The organism is Rickettsia sibirica 246 (assembly GCF_000166935.1).
GTDB classification, from domain to species: domain Bacteria; phylum Pseudomonadota; class Alphaproteobacteria; order Rickettsiales; family Rickettsiaceae; genus Rickettsia; species Rickettsia rickettsii.
In genome coordinates, this window is the sequence record NZ_AABW01000001.1 from 955,953 (window position 1) to 971,484 (window position 15,532).

Sequence of the window (15,532 nt, forward strand, 5' to 3'; positions counted from 1 at the left end):
TTCTTTTCCTAATAACAGTCTTGTTAGGGATTAGATAATGTTCTTGATGTCATTCCTGCGAAAGCAGGAATCCATAAAAATAACATTAATATTGCTGTAAGTATTACATTGCTAGTAAAAAACATATAAGAATTTAATTTTTATATGTTTTACTGGATTCCTGCTTTCGTAGGAATGACATTGACCCGTGCAACAACTCCTCTAACAGCCCATAAAGTGACCATCGATATTGCGGTTATATAAACTGCAATTGATAAAGAGTTGCTGGTTACATACCATAGCATTAGGCAGATTGACGGAGTAAGACGTCCGATTAATGAAGCACCTATACTACTGCCGATACCGACTAACATATATTTATCGGCAGTTTTAAATGAATTATTTAGCCAGCAATTCAAAGGTGCCAAGAACCCGACACCGAGTATTATAATCCAAATACGTACAAAATTAACATACCATATAGATGCATTATTCAAGCAGAGCCATAAAGGAATTATGCTTAAACTCATTAAAATAAGAGTACCGTTTAGTATTTTAAGGTAATGTAGCTTTTGTGTTAGATGCCCTATTATCGGAATCATAATCATATTAAAAATCAGAAACTCAGTATTAAATTTCATCATTATTTCGAGTGATATATCAGTGATAAGCGGAATAAAACTATTCAAAAAGACGAAAGGTACTATATAAGTCATATATGAGAAACCTATGGCAACACTAATGCGTAAGATACTTAGTTTACAGTTCCAAATTGTAGTTAAGTCTTGTAATAGTGATGATACTAAGTCATTGCGAGGAGAGGACCCAGGTGTCATCCCGTGGCTTGACCACAGTATCCAAAAATTACGTAAAGTAATTTTATCTTTTTTATTGGATCCCGTGGTCAAGCCGCGGGATGAAAATGAGGGCTTGACTACAATATCCTCGTGCTTTCTTAAAAAATAACCTATCAGTGCTGTAAGTCCGCCAAATATGAAACATAAACGCCAATATGTATTATACTCTACATTTAAAACTATAGTACTGATAAATGAAGCAAGAATAATACCGACCATAGTAGATGTTTGATAAAGGTAAGAAGCTTTAAACGCTTTTTTTTCTTCTTTATTCTCTAAAATAAATAATTTAGCAATGGCACATTCACCCTCGGAATATACTCCTTGCAACGTTCTAAGCAACACTAATAATAGCGGTGCAAGCCAGCCTATTTGAGCATGTGAAGGTATTAAACCGATTAGGCTAGTTGTTAAAGCAACGCCGATTAAAGAGTAAGATAAAGCAAAAACACCGCCGTATTTTTTAGCAATTACGCCAAAAAAATAAGAGCCTATGAGACGTGTAAATAAAGACGCAGCAAGAACACTATAGGTAAGTATTAAAGCAACGACTTTATCATGATTCGGAAAAAAAATACCAGCAAGTAGCGGAGCAAGAAACCCATAAAGTGCAGTATCGAAATGATCCATCGCATTACCGATTAGGATCGAAAAATCCCTTTTACTTAATGCATTATTCATATATTAATAATTTAAAATTTATAATGGATTATACTCGATGAATTTGGAACATTGGTGACAATGTCTTTGTAAGTCCTCGGATGCTGAACGTTTAATATACGCTCTGCTCCTCGGCTTACAGACCGATTACTCTTTCCCAAGTGGATCTTCGTATAACAGCGCTTCGTTTTGTAGGAGTATATAAGTATGTAATCTTCCTTGTAAATATTTTTTTAAGAGATATGATTATAAAGTTATAGCTTAAAGTAATTGTAATGAATGAATAATTTGAAACAAGGAAAGTTTATTACATTTGAGGGAGGGGAAGGGATAGGCAAATCTACTCAATCTCAAATGCTCTATGAATATTTACAATCTCAAAATACTCCCGTTATTTTAACTCGTGAAGTTGGTGGTACTATTGTAGCCGAAAAAATGCGTGAAATTCTAGTACATGAAGAATTACTACCCATGTCCGAGCTATTACAAGCTATGGCAGCACGTTATGATCATATGGTACGGAAAATTATACCAGCTCTACAAGAGGGACATATTGTAATATGTGATAGGTTTATTGACTCAACTGTATGTTATCAAGGATTAGAGCTAGAAAACGGCATAGATTTAGTTTATAATCTGCACAAAACTTTAATGCCTTCTCTTATGCCGGATATTACGTTTTTTATTGACATAGAGCCGGATACTGCTATTAAGAGAGTCAATTCACGAAATATGAACAATAAATTTGACATAAGAGGTATAGATTTTTATAAAAAAATCTATTATTGCTTTAAAGAATTAAGTAATAGATTTCCTGAGAGAATAAAAACAATTAAAGCTTCAGATTTAAGTCCACTTGAAGTACATGAGTTAATAAAAAAGCATTTATGAACAATACTTACTACATTACTACCCCTATATATTACGTTAACGATATTCCCCATATCGGTCATGCTTATACTAGCGTTGCAAGTGACGTAATCGCTCGTTTCATGCGACTTCGAGGTTTCGATGTAATGTTTTTAACAGGTACTGACGAACATGGGCAGAAAGTAGAAAAAGCAGCTATTAATAAAAATATTGACCCACAAAAATTTACCGATCAAACATCCGAGAGTTTTCGTCATCTGATGACTGCTATGCATATTTCCAATGATGATTTTATCAGAACAACGGAACACAGACATAAAGAAGCTGTAGCTGTTTTTTGGCAGAAATTACTAGATAACGGCACTATTTATGAAGGTTTTTATGAAGGGTGGTATGCAGTGCAAGATGAGGCTTTTTTTGATGAGTCGGAACTTACGAGGGACGGTTTAGCACCGACGGGTGCTCCAGTTGAATGGGTTAAAGAGCCTAGCTATTTCTTTAATCTTTCAAAATGGCAGGATAAATTGCTTGAGTTTTATGAAGCAAACCCTGATTTTATCAGACCTATATCAAGGCGTAACGAAGTAATTAGCTTTGTTAAATCGGGTTTAAAAGATTTATCGGTATCGCGTACTACTTTTAACTGGGGAATAAAAGTGCCAAATAATGAAAAACATGTAATTTATGTTTGGCTTGATGCACTGGCTAATTATATTTCAGCACTCGGTTATCTTGACGAACAAAGTAATTACAATAAGTTTTGGCCGGCTGATTTACATGTAGTCGGTAAAGATATCTTGCGTTTTCATGCCGTCTATTGGCCTGCTTTCTTAATGGCTGCAGAAGTTCCGCTGCCGAAAACAATTATGGCTCATGGCTGGTGGACGAATGAGGGGCAGAAAATCTCTAAATCTCTTGGTAATACCATTGATCCGATTAAGTTAATTGATGAATTCGGTGTTGATCAAGTTAGGTATTTTCTGATGCGTGAAGTAACTTTTGGTGCGGACGGCAATTTTGCTCGTAGTAATTTAATTACCCGTATTAATAGCGAGTTGTCAAACAAAATAGGTAATTTATTACAGCGTACTACATCTTTTGTTTATAAGAATAATGACGCCAAAGTGCCTTTGCTTACGCAAGGTGTTATAGATAAAATATATGAGCTACCGATTTTAAAAACCGCAAGTAAAGTTGTCGAGCAGAATATTTTATTGATGGACAAAACAGAGATTAATAAAATTCTTGAAAATATTATTAATTTGGCCGAAGAGGCAAATATCTATATTGATAGCGAAGCACCCTGGAATTTGAAAAAAATCGATCCAGATAAAACTTTAGAAGTGTTATACGCTTTACTAGAAGTTTTACGCTATATTGCGATAATGCTTCTGCCTTTTATACCGAGTTCAGCAAATAAAATGCTTGATCAGTTAGGGGTAAATAAAGAAGAACGTCTATTTAAGCATTTAATACGTGATTATACTTTAACAGCGGGTAGCAATATTTTAGAACCTACCATAATATTTCCAAAATTTGAATAGTGTGTCATACCGTGGCGAGACCGCAGTATGACACACCTACTAAGAGTATAATATGTTAATAGATTCACATTGTCATCTTAATTTATGTAGTAACTTGTCATCCCGCGACGTAGATACCGTAGTCAAACCATGGTATGACGCAGTGCTTTTAGATTCTGTCATTCAAAGAGCATTAGAAAATAATGTGCAGTATATGCAAACTATCTGCACTAAAATTGAAGATTTACCTATTATTTTAGAGATAGCTGAAAAATATGCAAATGTTTTTGCGAGTGTTGGGGTACATCCGTGTGAAGTGAATTCTTTTATTAGTCATTGCGAAGCACTGCAAGTGCTGTGGCAATCTCAGGAAGCTTGGACAAGATTGCTACGTCAAGACTACGTCTTTCCGAACTCAGATGCTGAGGCAATTATTATGCTAACCCAGCATCCGAAAATTATCGGAATCGGTGAAACGGGGCTTGATTATTATCATCAGCCTTACGATCAAAAATTACAAAAAGATTTGTTTGTAGCACATATACATGCGGCGTCTAGTACACGTCTGCCTGTTATTGTTCATACAAGAGAAGCAGACGAAGATACTATTGACATTTTAACCTCAGAAATGCGTAACAGCACATTTCCAGGTTTAATACATTGCTTTACCTCTTCAAAAAATCTAGCGGCAAAAATGCTAGATATCGGTTTATATATTTCAATGTCAGGGATTATAACTTTCAAGAATGCTACTGATTTACAAGAAATAGTCAAATATATACCGCTTGATAGGTTATTAATAGAAACCGACACTCCTTACTTAGCTCCTACGCCTATGCGAGGCAAACAAAACGAACCGGCATTTGTTAGGTATGTCGCTGAAAAAGTTGCCGAACTCAAAAATATAACATCAAAAGAAGTAGCAAATGTTACTACTCATAACTTCAAAACATTATTTTCTAAATTTGAAAAATATATAAATAATACTTTATAAAAACAGCAAGTTTGATAATTTAAAGTTGAAATTTTTTAAAATAATATGTATATTTTATAGTATTTCAATTATTAGTGTATTTGATATGGAATTTAATCGCAAAAATACCATCATTGGTTTTTTAAAAGCACATGAAGATCAGAAATTTACCTCTTATGGTATAGCTGAATGGTTTGTAGAAAATCACATTGACTAAGCAAGACTCAAGAAGAAAAAGATAAGGAGATTATAGGAATTGATGCAGGTGAAATTAGCAGTAGTAAGCTTTCTGCTGAACGAAGACAAGAACCTAATATTAGAATAAAACCTACGCTAAAGTTTTATTATTCGCAAAACCCTGATTACTATGTTAATAATGAACAAGCCACAGAACCTAAAATAAATGCAAATAAAGAAGATAAAATAATCGCAGTGCAAGTATGTGATGCACTGGCATTATATCTTCAAAACAAATTGAAGATTCATAATATGCCTATTAAGCATAATTTTTCTTCAAATAAACAAGGCACTAAAGGTAATAATAAATGGTTACCCCAGATTGGGTAGGTATGGAAGTTCTTAATGAAAAGTGGAGTTTACTAATTAAAGATTGTGCTAAATATTATGCATGAAAACAAGCAAGGTTTTGGTCTTTTGAAGCAAAAAAAATTATCAATCGTAGTAATTTACGAGAATCTTTTTTTCAGGCTTTATCAAATTCCTCATGTGCACATTATGGTTATTTAGTTGCTGCTGATTTAATTGAAAGTAGATAAAATGATACTGGGCATGGTATAGGATTTATTTTAGTAGATATAGAAAATCCTGAAGATAGTAAAATATCAATTCCTGCTAGAGAAAGACCGGAAATAGATTGGAATATGGCTAATAGGTTAGCAGAAGAGAATAAAGATTTTGAAAATTATATAAATAATATTGATACAGTCTATAAAAAACAGAAAGTAAATGATAGTACTTGGTTTAATATTAATGACCACGTAAATAAAATTCCTAAGCAAAATAAGAAGAAAAAATAAACATATTTATATATAGACCATTATTATCACGCATTTATAAAAATTTAAGCAGTGAGTCCTAAAATTAATGTACTGAGAATTTTTAGTGTTAAACTAAATTTATATTAATTATTTTTAAATTTGTGGATAAATTATGATTAACTGTGATTTAAGTACTAATTATACATATTATATGTTAGAGGGGCTTAAGAGCACAAATTGCTCCAATGCATTTAGGTATAAAAATTCTAAAAGAAGCATATTAACATGAGATAACGGTTTTGCAAGAATTATGCATGCTTATTTAACGCTTTGTGAACGCATGACTAGAAAATATGAAAAACCCGAATTTAATAATCCTTGAAACAATTATTGATGATAAAACCTATAACATTAATGAAAAAGTTATACTAAAAAAGTCTTTTTGTGAACTAAGGCATTTTCAGAAAATAGGTTTTAAAAAAGAATTACCTCAATTATTAATAGTAGCACCCATGGCCATGGCGGGACATCACGCTACTTTACTTAGAACAACAGTACAAGAATTATTACTGTATACCGGTATTTATATTACAGATTGGACGGAAGCCAGTTATGTGCCGCTTGAAGCAGGGCATTTTGATATGGATGATTATATTGATGACGTAATGGAGTTTATCAATTTTATAGGACCGAATGTTCATACTATGGCAGTTTGCCAACCTACTGTTCCATTGCGTGCCGCCATTAGCTTAATGTCGGAGAGTAATAGTCCAAATGTGCCGAGTTCGATGATTTTGATGGGCGGCCCTATAGATGCTAGAAAAAATCCCACGGCAGTTAATGAATTCGCTCAAAGTAAAAGTTTAGAATGGTTCTGCCAAATGGTTACAATGCAGGTGCCGCCAAACTATCCCGGTTTCCTCCAACTTGCCGTCTTTATAGGTTTAAACTTATGTTGTCATATAGATTCACATTTAGAATTATGGCAAAGTTTATTAAATTCTGACTATAAAAAAGCCGATCATACTATTAAATTTTATTATGAGTATTTAGAGTTTTACTTACAAACTATAGATGAAGTATTCTAACAATTTTCGTTAGCAACAGGTAAATTAGTTTCTGAGAAGCGCCCGATCGATTTAAAACATATTACTAAATGTGCTTTACTCGGTATTGAAGGGGAATTAGATGATATTGCAGTGGTAGGGCAAACAAAAGCTGCTTTAAAACTTTGTTCAAATATACCTGAATCAATGCAAAGATACCATTTACAAAAAGGGGCAGGGCATTACGGGGTATTTAGCGGAAGTAAATTTAAACATTGATAAAACTAATTTCAAGCAATCTAAACTTAAGGCAGCATAAAAATAGTCATTATGAGCGGGCATTGCCTGCGTGGATTGTTTTTTCCGTCATTGCGAGGAAATTACGTAAGTAATTGACGCAGCAATACAGTAAAAAATGCTGATTTACAGCATTTTTTTGTTATTTTTTCTGGATTGTCACGCTCCTTTCAGTCGCTCGCAATGACGGGGTGGTATCCACGCAACAATACCTTGCTGGAATTATATCGCAGCCATACAACAAGATCATAATTAAAGGAGAAGTGTGGTAATCTAATATTCAACTCTTATTAATCTTTTGAATTTCTTGTTGTTGCTGTTGTCTGTATTCTTCCGCTTTTTCTTCGATGTAATTAAAAAAGAAATAAGTAAAAGTTAAAAAACCGGTCAAAATAATACCAAATGTTATTAGTATTGCTTTAAGTTGCTTTCGTGAATCTTCTGATTTTAACCTTTTCTCTTCTTCATCTATGTCTTCATCATTTTTGACTGCAGATATTATTGTTTGTTCTTCTGTAGTATTTTCCATGTTGTAACTCAACTAAAATGAACCGCTTTATTACTAAGTTGTTCCTATAACTTACAGATTTTTGAAGTTTATAAGATTAGCTATATTTGAATGATGAGGTTTAAACTCATAAAAATAGGATATATAAGCAATAACGCTATGTCAATAGCCTTGAATATTAGCGGTGTTCAACCAAGGTGGTTATACATATTATTATAATTTGAGTCTCCTAACATTGAAGTATTTAAAGTATCGGAGTAAGCAGCTGATAATATAGCATCATCAAAAGTGATATTAAGCTGTCCTATATAGTCTTGAATAAAATTGTTAACAGTAGATTCAAAGTTTGTATATTTTTAGGATATGAATAAACAAGCTCTGTACATTCTGTATTTCCTAATTTACTTCCAATCAATGTTAATAACATAGAGTTATATTCATCTTGGGGGTGTTACGATTAATTATTTCGTAAGTTTTAGCAAGAATATAACAAGCTTCGTTATTTCCCTTCATAGTTTCTAATTTTATTTCTTCAGAAGATAAAATATTATTTAGAAAAGCTTTTTCATATATTTCATAATTCGGTGATGAATCAGATTTTCCGTTAAAAAGAGCAGTAAATAGGATTTTAGCTTTCTTCTAGATCATTCATTTTTGATTTATCGGCAACCAAAAGACCGTTTTCATAGTATCGATAATTATGAAATTGTCAAGACCTTAATGTTTTACCTGTAATAAGGAATGCCAAGTACCAAGATCGTTCCAAGCAAAATCGGCTTTTATCATGACCATTCCCGAAATATATTCCATTATGGTATTGTCTATAGAAATTGCTGCGATTTCATTATAAGCCTCATTGTCTATGGCCAAACTATTCTCATTTTTTACGGCAGTATTAAATGCTTTTTCTGCAATACAGAATAAATCAGGTTGAAGGTTCATTGCTAAGTTTAAAGAAGAAGTTAACATCGTATACACAAATTCCTGAATTCCAAAAATATTCATTACTTTGAAAATGTTTGTGTGCTTGCTCTAATATAGGTTGTTCAATTAAATGATCAACTAGATAAACATTTTCTGCAATTGATAATCCTGTGTAGCCATACTTGGCACTTATAACATTTATAGGAATATAGTGCAAATGCCGCATTCATTAACATAATGTAAAGCTTTATTTATAGTATTAAGATAATTTATATCATCCGCTATATGATGGTTTGAAGGTAGTAACACTACAATATCAAATCCTAGTGCTGTAGCCGATAATGCCGTAATAATGGCACAAACGGCAGTATTTTTTTGTAAAGGCTCGGTAATTAATGCTATTTCTACATCTATTTCTGCTGCTTGTTCTTTAGTGATTGATTCATATTTTTTGGAAGTAATAATAGTAGGTTGTCCTAAAAATTTATTGCGGTTTAATGTTTGCTGAAGTAAAGTTAGATCACTCAATATTTTTTTAAACTGTTTCGGTTTATCCTTAGATGCCAAAGGCCATAGTCTTTTACCGTTACCTCCTGCCATAATCACCGGTTTTATTAGACTCCTTGCATAACCTCCTTCTAAAGGTAATTTGTATACCTTTGATACTTCAAGATTTGGTATGTTAAATTTCAGGATTTGCCTGTGCTCAGGTATTTTTATATGCTGTACAGGCTCATCACTTATTTGACTCCCAACTTCTGAAGTATCTGCGATATACGTCGATCCAATACTCGCATCCTCACTTACCTTTTTGTATGCTGCGGTGCTGCGTTTCATGTCTCCTTCAAATTCCTCTTTATAAGATAGGTTATGTAAGGAGTCTACTTTCATATATTTTACAACTATTAATTGAATTAAATAATAAAGAGCTTTATAAATAGTTTTAAAAAATATGTCAAGTGAATTAACTATATTGGCAAGTTTTACAATAAAAAGTACTTCTGCCTGAATGCTTTATCTTGATAATAGTGCTAGAGCAGCTTAAACAACTTTGTCCCTCTCTACCGTAAACCTTAAGTTGCTTAGTAAAATAACCAGGTTTGTTATCGCCGTTTACAAAATCTTTAAGAGTAGTACCGCCGGCAGTTATAGCTTTAGTTAACACATCTCTAATCGCCTTAATTAAATTTTCTATTTCATCATCCCTTAAATCGTTACCTGATTTATCCGGATGAATTCTAGCTAAATGCAGACTTTCGGAAGCATAGATATTACCGATTCCGACTATAACTCTATTATCCATAATCAAGTTTTTTATTGGTATTTTTTTAGTTTGTAGCTTATCTTTTAGATATTCTAAGGTCAATAAATCAGAAAAAGGCTCTATGCCTAAATCATTAAAAAATTCTTTTTCTAAGAGATCAGTCTTAAAACTATAAATCATACCGAATCGTCTAGTATCGTTGAAAATTAACTTTTCGCCGTTACTTAAATCAAAAATCACATGATCGTGTTTTTGAGTTTTATAATTAGCAGATTGCAGAGTAAATCTGCCGCTCATGCCTAGATGAACTATTAAAGAATAATCATTATTAAAATCTATAATTAAATATTTTGCACGACGCCTAACATCCAGTATATTAGTATTTAAGATTTCTGTAGCTAAAAGCGGGGATAGCTTATAACGTAAATTATCTCTTTTTAACTCTACATTTTCTATAATAAGCCCGATTAGCTTATCTTTTAGAGAGTGTTTAAGAGTTTCTACTTCAGGAAGTTCCGGCATTTGATACTAATATTTATAATAAAAAACTATGAACCAAACAAATTTTGGCTTTAAAAAAGTAGACTACACTAAAAAACAAGGCTTAGTAAATAACGTTTTTTCTAATGTCGCTGATAAGTATGATTTAATGAATGACTTAATGAGTTTGGGATTACATCGCTTATGGAAAGATGAATTTATTAGGCAAATTCCAAATCTTAACTCTCATATATTAGATGTTGCTAGCGGTAGCGGTGATATTGCTTTAAAACTTGCTAAAAAAGCAAGAGATAGAGTTAATAATATCTCTTTAACTTTAAGTGATATTAATGAAGAAATGTTAAAGCAAGCTAAGAAAAAAGCAATAGATCTGAATTTATTTCAAAATCTTAAATTTACTGTAGCAAGTGCTGAAGAACTACCGTTTCCGGATGATAGTTTTGATTATTATACTATAGCATTCGGTATTAGAAACGTACCTGATATAAATAAGGCTTTAAAGGAAGCATGTAGGGTTTTAAAGCCAATGGGTAAGTTTATATGTCTTGAGTTTTCAAAAGTAAAGGAAGGGTACATAAAAGATTTCTATAAATTCTACTCATTTAATATTATACCGAGTATTGGTCAAATGATAGCAGGTAATAAAGAGGCATATGAATATTTGGTCGAAAGTATAGATTTATTCCCCTCACAAGACGAGTTTAGAATAATGATTAAAGACGCCGGTTTTGAGGAAGTCGGTTATAAAAATCTAAGTGGCGGAATAGTTGCTATCCACAGTGCGTATACTCAATGAACTTCAAAAATTGGCTACGTCGTTCTACAAGATCTGCGGTACTTACGTATTAAGTATACGCTCCGCTCCTCGACTTGTGAACTCCTTGCTCTTTTTGAAGTTGATCTTCGTATACTATTCTTTATTTTACTTCGGAGTATATAATAGATGATAAGTAATTTTTTTAATTTAATACGTATTTTTCGTATCATCAGTAAAAAGCAAATCTTAATTGATTCAAGAAGCCCTAAATATTGCAGGTTTATCGGTTATATATTAGCCTTATTTTTTGCTCCGGTCTCGTTAATAAAAAAATCACGGGAAGATTACGGCAAACGCTTAATAGATTGTTTAAGTGATCTTGGACCTATTTATATAAAATTTGGACAAACTCTTTCGACAAGAGCCGATTTAGTAGGAACAGAGATAGCAGGTTATTTAAGGTTACTGCAAGATAATCTACCTCCGTTTGATGGTGGGGTGGCGAGAAGGTTGATAACGTCATTGCGAGGAGACATTTATGTCGACGAAGCAATCTCGGCAAGTAAACAAAAGATTGCCACGCAGTCTATGACTGTGAGCCATGACGCCCTCCCTTTCTTACACCTCGACGATACCCCCATCGCTGCCGCATCAATTTCGCAGGTACATAAAGCACAACTTATAACCGGTGAATATGTTGCGGTAAAAATTTTGCGTCCGGGTATTCATAAAAAATATAACAGAGATATTAAGCTGCTATATTTTCTTGCAAAAATTATCTCAAAATTTTCTAAAGCAAAAAGGCTCAAACCGATTAAAGTAGTCGATAAATTTCATGAAACTATGAAATTTGAGCTTGATTTACGTTTAGAGGCGGCAGCAGCTTCTGAGCTTACGGATAATATGCGAAATGATATTAACGTGATAATCCCTAAAATATATTGGGATTTAACATCAGAAAATATACTAACCACCGAGTGGTTAGACGGCACTTCTATATATGATACTTTGCTACTAAAGGAAATGGGGTTAGAGCCTGCAAAAATATCTCAGGATTTTGCCGTAATGTTTTTCAATCAAGCCTATAGAGACGGATTTTTTCATGCTGATTTACATGCAGGGAATATTTTAGTGAATAAGCAAGGTAAAATAATTTTACTTGATTTCGGTATTATGGGCAGACTTAAAGAAAAAGATCGTTTAGCCGTTGCCGAAAGTCTATTTGGCTTTTTAAGGCGTGATTATAAATTAGTTGCTAAAGTACATTTAAGAGCCGGCTATATCCCATCAAATACCGATTTAGCTTTATTCGCTCAAAGTTGTAGAGCAGTTACCGAGCCTATAGTAGGGACGCCCATAAAAAATATTTCCATAGGTAAGCTGCTTGCACATTTATTTAAAATCACGGAAGATTTCGGCATGGAAGTACAACCGGAGTTGTTGTTATTGCAAAAGACTTTAATAATGGTGGAAGGGATAGGCAGACAGTTAGACGGTAATGTTAATATGTGGCAGCTCGCTGAACCTTGGATTAAAAAATGGGCCGTGAAAAATCTAAGCCCTGAAGCGAAGTTGTTACGATTGGTAAAGCATGACCTAGATAGTCTAGAGGATATTATTTGACATATAAAAAATTAGCCTTATATATTAAGAAATTTTTTATTATGAAACTAAAAGATTTATTTATTAAATATCCTATTACTACTCCTTTTTTGGTTGATTGTAAAAATGATAAATTAGTATTTCCTTCAGATAAAGAACAAAAATATAAAAGAGACCTAAAAGAAAAAATAGGAGAGGAAGAGTGTGAAAAATTAACGGCTTTAGATAAAATTGTTTAATACCCCGAAAACTTAGAAAATATAGCTGTAGTAAGTATAGAAAGACATCTCGATAAACCATTTATAGTAGCGAAATTGTTTAATGATGTACAACGTGAATATTATAAATCCATATAGATCCCGATAATAATATTAAATCGATTTTGCATTTCTCAGAAATATATTTTATCGTTGATGTAGGGTGAATGCCGGCTGAAGTTTTAAAACGCGAGTATAATGTCGGTACTATACAGCAAAAATCTTTACCGAAAATCATGGAATTATGGCCTGACCCTTACTATTACAACTGGATTCAGAAAAATAAAGAGTATAACAACCCGGATATAGATCCTCAGGTAATGGAGAGTATTGTTTTATTGTGTGGAGAGGGTAGTATGGATTTACCGGTAAATGAAAAATTATAGTAAAAAACCAGTGCAAGATAACCATGACTTTTAAAATTAACAAAAATTAAAAAGTAAAATTTTATAAACCTTTAAATTATATAAAGGTATTTAAATGTCTAAAAGCCAAGAGCAGGAATCCATTGATAATATAAGGCAACAGTTTGATGAAGAATATAAAAATCTTTCGTGGGTTCAAGTTGGATATTTAGCTCTTGGAGCTGACACAGGTAACAAAAAATATGATGAGTTAAATAAACGATATCTAGATCTTAATAAAGATAATTTAGGTATAATACAAAGTGTTATCCAAGCAGTCGGGAATGTTCCTAGTGCATTGCAGTTTACCTGGGATGCTTCTCAAGTTTTACCTGATCTTGCATTGGAGCTTAATAACCTCAGAAAAGTGAGAAGTGCTACCACTAGTGTAGGTTCTATTGACGCTGGTTGCAAGATGATAGCAGATGCAGCATCGCTTATAAAAAAATGTGCTTCTGTTTTACATTCCGCAACTATATCCAATAGTTCAAAAGAAACTCTTTTACAGTCTAAAGTTATCCCATATCTCTTCTCACGCCTATTTTAAATAAGAGGCTTAGCAAAATAACAAAAAACTTTCAAACTTCCGAAACAGAAAAAATAAATGTATTAGACAAAATAAGTCCTAAATTTATCAGAGAATTATCTACACTAGGAGTAGATTTAATATCTAAAGCACTAGAAAGCGATTTAAACCCAAAAATCTTATTAATTTTCGCTTAAAAAGATCTAATAATTATAATCATTAATCAAAAGTGCACAGGACCTAGAAACATCTTGCTATTATTTGATTAAAATTATATTGTAAATTCAAAGTGTCATTATGAAATTACAAGGATGATAGAAATTATTATTTAACACATATCACAAGTGCCCTTGAGATATTCCCTATTTGTGCCATGCTCGGTCCAAGGCAATGTGGTAAAACTACTTTAGCTCACGCTTATATTAAACAGCTTAAAGAAGATGAAAAGAGCTACTTTTTTGACCTTGAGGATCCAGCTCACTTAGATCAATTTAAGAATCTTAAAACAACTCTTGAGCCTTTAAACGGTTTAATAGTAATTGATGAAATTCAAAGACAACCTGAAATGTTTCCTTATTTAAGAATTCTTGCTGACTATTCAAACAAAAAATTTTTAATATTAGGTAGTGCTTCTGGAGAATTATTGCGACAATCTTCAGAATCATTAGCCAGCCGTATTGAATATATGGAGCTTACTCCGTTCAATTTAATAGAGATAAATGATTTTAGGGAGTTATGGTTAAGAGGTGGTTTTCCTAAATCATATTTAGCAAAAAATTATGTCCAAAGTCTTAGATGGCGTAATAGCTACATCACTAGTTTTATCGAGCGTGATTTGCCTAGTTTAGGAATATCTCTTAATGCACATGTAATGAGGCAGTTATGGATGATGCTTGCTCATAATCATGGGCAATTATTAAATTATAGCGAGCTTGGAAGGTCGCTCGGTTTAACGGATATGACTATAAAACGTTATACTGAAATATTAGAGCAAACTTTTATGATTCGGCTATTAAAACCTTGGTATGAAAATATCTCAAAACGTCAAGTGAAAGCACCAAAAGTCTATATACGAGATAGCGGAATACTACATGCATTATTAGGGATTCACGAACATGATTGGTATGTTCATCCAAAACGCGGTCTTTCATTTGAAGGGTTTGTAATAGAGGAGTTAATACGTAAATTTAAAATGGATGCAGAGTATTTTTTTTGGCGAACGCAAACAGGAGCAGAATTAGATTTATTGATTATTAAGAATGGTAAGAAATACGGCTTTGAAGTAAAAAATGCTGATGCTCCTAGTATTACTAAATCAATGCATACCGTTCTTGCCGATTTGCAGTTAGAACATTTATATATTGTTACCGCCGGGAATAATACATATAAAAAAACAGAAAAAATAAGTGTAGTTGGAATAGCGAACTTATCTAATTTACAGCTTGGTTAAAGTATATAAGTTACCATAGTTCATTACCTTTAGTCTTATCATTACTTAATAAATTCATGATGACAATTAGAATCAGTAATATTATCTAGTAATATATCTAATTCAGATTTTTCGGTGCTAATAACTAAACTGTTAT

16 protein-coding genes and 1 pseudogene are annotated in these 15,532 nt (G+C 32.7%); 11 read left to right on the forward strand and 6 right to left on the reverse strand.

Annotation, left to right across the window (positions count from 1 at the left end; genetic code table 11):
• Positions 1-149 precede the first annotated feature (149 nt).
• Positions 150-1,517: an MFS transporter gene (locus tag RSIB_RS01360; RefSeq protein ID WP_004997712.1), complete on the reverse strand. Its 1,368-nt coding sequence runs from the start codon at positions 1,515-1,517 to the stop codon at positions 150-152.
• A 258-nt stretch (positions 1,518-1,775) separates the two neighbouring features.
• Between RSIB_RS01360 and tmk the strand changes: the two genes are divergently transcribed.
• From tmk to phaZ, 5 genes and pseudogenes are all read left to right on the forward strand, one after another.
• The gene (gene tmk / locus RSIB_RS01355; RefSeq protein ID WP_004997714.1) at positions 1,776-2,387 is read left to right on the forward strand and encodes a dTMP kinase; all 612 of its coding nucleotides are present in this window, start codon (positions 1,776-1,778) and stop codon (positions 2,385-2,387) included.
• Positions 2,384-3,910, forward strand: a complete 1,527-nt coding sequence (gene metG, locus RSIB_RS01350) for a methionine--tRNA ligase (RefSeq protein ID WP_004997715.1) — start codon at positions 2,384-2,386, stop codon at positions 3,908-3,910. Before tmk ends, metG begins: the two co-directional genes overlap by 4 nt.
• 52 nt (positions 3,911-3,962) lie before the next feature.
• Positions 3,963-4,883, forward strand: a complete 921-nt coding sequence (locus tag RSIB_RS01345; RefSeq protein WP_004997722.1) for a TatD family hydrolase — start codon at positions 3,963-3,965, stop codon at positions 4,881-4,883.
• 860 nt (positions 4,884-5,743) lie between these two features.
• Positions 5,744-5,899 (forward strand): hypothetical protein, encoded by a 156-nt coding sequence (locus tag RSIB_RS09215; protein ID WP_004997723.1) that lies wholly within the window; start codon positions 5,744-5,746, stop codon positions 5,897-5,899.
• 133 nt (positions 5,900-6,032) lie between these two features.
• Positions 6,033-7,185, forward strand: a pseudogene (gene phaZ / locus RSIB_RS07035) (polyhydroxyalkanoate depolymerase).
• 298 nt (positions 7,186-7,483) lie between these two features.
• Here the strand turns inward: phaZ and RSIB_RS01340 are convergent.
• From RSIB_RS01340 to mutM, 5 genes are all read right to left on the reverse strand, one after another.
• A complete protein-coding gene (locus RSIB_RS01340; RefSeq protein ID WP_004997732.1) occupies positions 7,484-7,732 on the reverse strand; it encodes an RP671a family tick cell line-upregulated protein in 249 nt (82 codons plus the stop codon).
• 696 nt (positions 7,733-8,428) lie between these two features.
• Positions 8,429-8,653 (reverse strand): glycosyltransferase family protein, encoded by a 225-nt coding sequence (locus RSIB_RS09430; RefSeq protein ID WP_041472299.1) that lies wholly within the window; start codon positions 8,651-8,653, stop codon positions 8,429-8,431.
• Positions 8,637-8,852 (reverse strand): hypothetical protein, encoded by a 216-nt coding sequence (locus tag RSIB_RS09435; RefSeq protein WP_192810439.1) that lies wholly within the window; start codon positions 8,850-8,852, stop codon positions 8,637-8,639. The genes RSIB_RS09430 and RSIB_RS09435 overlap by 17 nt, the downstream gene beginning before the upstream one ends.
• Entirely contained in the window at positions 8,834-9,526 is a 693-nt protein-coding gene (locus RSIB_RS09440) for a sugar phosphate nucleotidyltransferase (RefSeq protein WP_004997735.1), read from the reverse strand. Before RSIB_RS09440 ends, RSIB_RS09435 begins: the two co-directional genes overlap by 19 nt.
• Positions 9,527-9,599: 73 nt before the next feature.
• The gene (gene mutM, locus RSIB_RS01325) at positions 9,600-10,421 is read right to left on the reverse strand and encodes a bifunctional DNA-formamidopyrimidine glycosylase/DNA-(apurinic or apyrimidinic site) lyase (RefSeq protein WP_004997738.1); all 822 of its coding nucleotides are present in this window, start codon (positions 10,419-10,421) and stop codon (positions 9,600-9,602) included.
• A gap of 28 nt (positions 10,422-10,449) precedes the next feature.
• Between mutM and ubiE the strand changes: the two genes are divergently transcribed.
• From ubiE to RSIB_RS01300, 6 genes are all read left to right on the forward strand, one after another.
• Positions 10,450-11,196 (forward strand): bifunctional demethylmenaquinone methyltransferase/2-methoxy-6-polyprenyl-1,4-benzoquinol methylase UbiE, encoded by a 747-nt coding sequence (gene ubiE / locus RSIB_RS01320; RefSeq protein WP_004997739.1) that lies wholly within the window; start codon positions 10,450-10,452, stop codon positions 11,194-11,196.
• A gap of 147 nt (positions 11,197-11,343) precedes the next feature.
• Entirely contained in the window at positions 11,344-12,780 is a 1,437-nt protein-coding gene (ubiB, locus tag RSIB_RS01315; RefSeq protein WP_004997743.1) for a 2-polyprenylphenol 6-hydroxylase, read from the forward strand.
• Positions 12,777-12,998, forward strand: coding sequence for a hypothetical protein (locus tag RSIB_RS01310; protein ID WP_004997744.1), 222 nt, complete (start codon positions 12,777-12,779; stop codon positions 12,996-12,998). Before ubiB ends, RSIB_RS01310 begins: the two co-directional genes overlap by 4 nt.
• Before the next feature lie 185 nt (positions 12,999-13,183).
• Positions 13,184-13,402 (forward strand): hypothetical protein, encoded by a 219-nt coding sequence (locus RSIB_RS06410; protein ID WP_016728310.1) that lies wholly within the window; start codon positions 13,184-13,186, stop codon positions 13,400-13,402.
• A 94-nt stretch (positions 13,403-13,496) separates the two neighbouring features.
• Positions 13,497-13,967 (forward strand): hypothetical protein, encoded by a 471-nt coding sequence (locus RSIB_RS01305; RefSeq protein WP_004997747.1) that lies wholly within the window; start codon positions 13,497-13,499, stop codon positions 13,965-13,967.
• Positions 13,968-14,310: 343 nt separating this feature from the next.
• Positions 14,311-15,396, forward strand: a complete 1,086-nt coding sequence (locus RSIB_RS01300; RefSeq protein WP_337459661.1) for an ATP-binding protein — start codon at positions 14,311-14,313, stop codon at positions 15,394-15,396.
• The last annotated feature ends 136 nt before the right edge of the window (positions 15,397-15,532 follow it).

What these genes read in the sequence shown, in the direction of transcription:
- RSIB_RS09430 (WP_041472299.1), bottom strand. Translation starts at nt 8,653, where the DNA reads ATGAACCTTCAACCTGATTTATTCTGTATTGCAGAAAAAGCATTTAAT.
- RSIB_RS01345 (WP_004997722.1), top strand. Translation starts at nt 3,963, where the DNA reads ATGTTAATAGATTCACATTGTCATCTTAATTTATGTAGTAACTTGTCA.
- RSIB_RS01305 (WP_004997747.1), top strand. Translation starts at nt 13,497, where the DNA reads ATGTCTAAAAGCCAAGAGCAGGAATCCATTGATAATATAAGGCAACAG.
- RSIB_RS06410 (WP_016728310.1), top strand. Translation starts at nt 13,184, where the DNA reads ATGCCGGCTGAAGTTTTAAAACGCGAGTATAATGTCGGTACTATACAG.
- RSIB_RS09215 (WP_004997723.1), top strand. Translation starts at nt 5,744, where the DNA reads ATGGCTAATAGGTTAGCAGAAGAGAATAAAGATTTTGAAAATTATATA.
- metG (WP_004997715.1), top strand. Translation starts at nt 2,384, where the DNA reads ATGAACAATACTTACTACATTACTACCCCTATATATTACGTTAACGAT.
- RSIB_RS01360 (WP_004997712.1), bottom strand. Translation starts at nt 1,517, where the DNA reads ATGAATAATGCATTAAGTAAAAGGGATTTTTCGATCCTAATCGGTAAT.
- tmk (WP_004997714.1), top strand. Translation starts at nt 1,776, where the DNA reads ATGAATAATTTGAAACAAGGAAAGTTTATTACATTTGAGGGAGGGGAA.
- RSIB_RS09440 (WP_004997735.1), bottom strand. Translation starts at nt 9,526, where the DNA reads ATGAAAGTAGACTCCTTACATAACCTATCTTATAAAGAGGAATTTGAA.
- RSIB_RS01340 (WP_004997732.1), bottom strand. Translation starts at nt 7,732, where the DNA reads ATGGAAAATACTACAGAAGAACAAACAATAATATCTGCAGTCAAAAAT.
- ubiB (WP_004997743.1), top strand. Translation starts at nt 11,344, where the DNA reads ATGATAAGTAATTTTTTTAATTTAATACGTATTTTTCGTATCATCAGT.
- ubiE (WP_004997739.1), top strand. Translation starts at nt 10,450, where the DNA reads ATGAACCAAACAAATTTTGGCTTTAAAAAAGTAGACTACACTAAAAAA.
- mutM (WP_004997738.1), bottom strand. Translation starts at nt 10,421, where the DNA reads ATGCCGGAACTTCCTGAAGTAGAAACTCTTAAACACTCTCTAAAAGAT.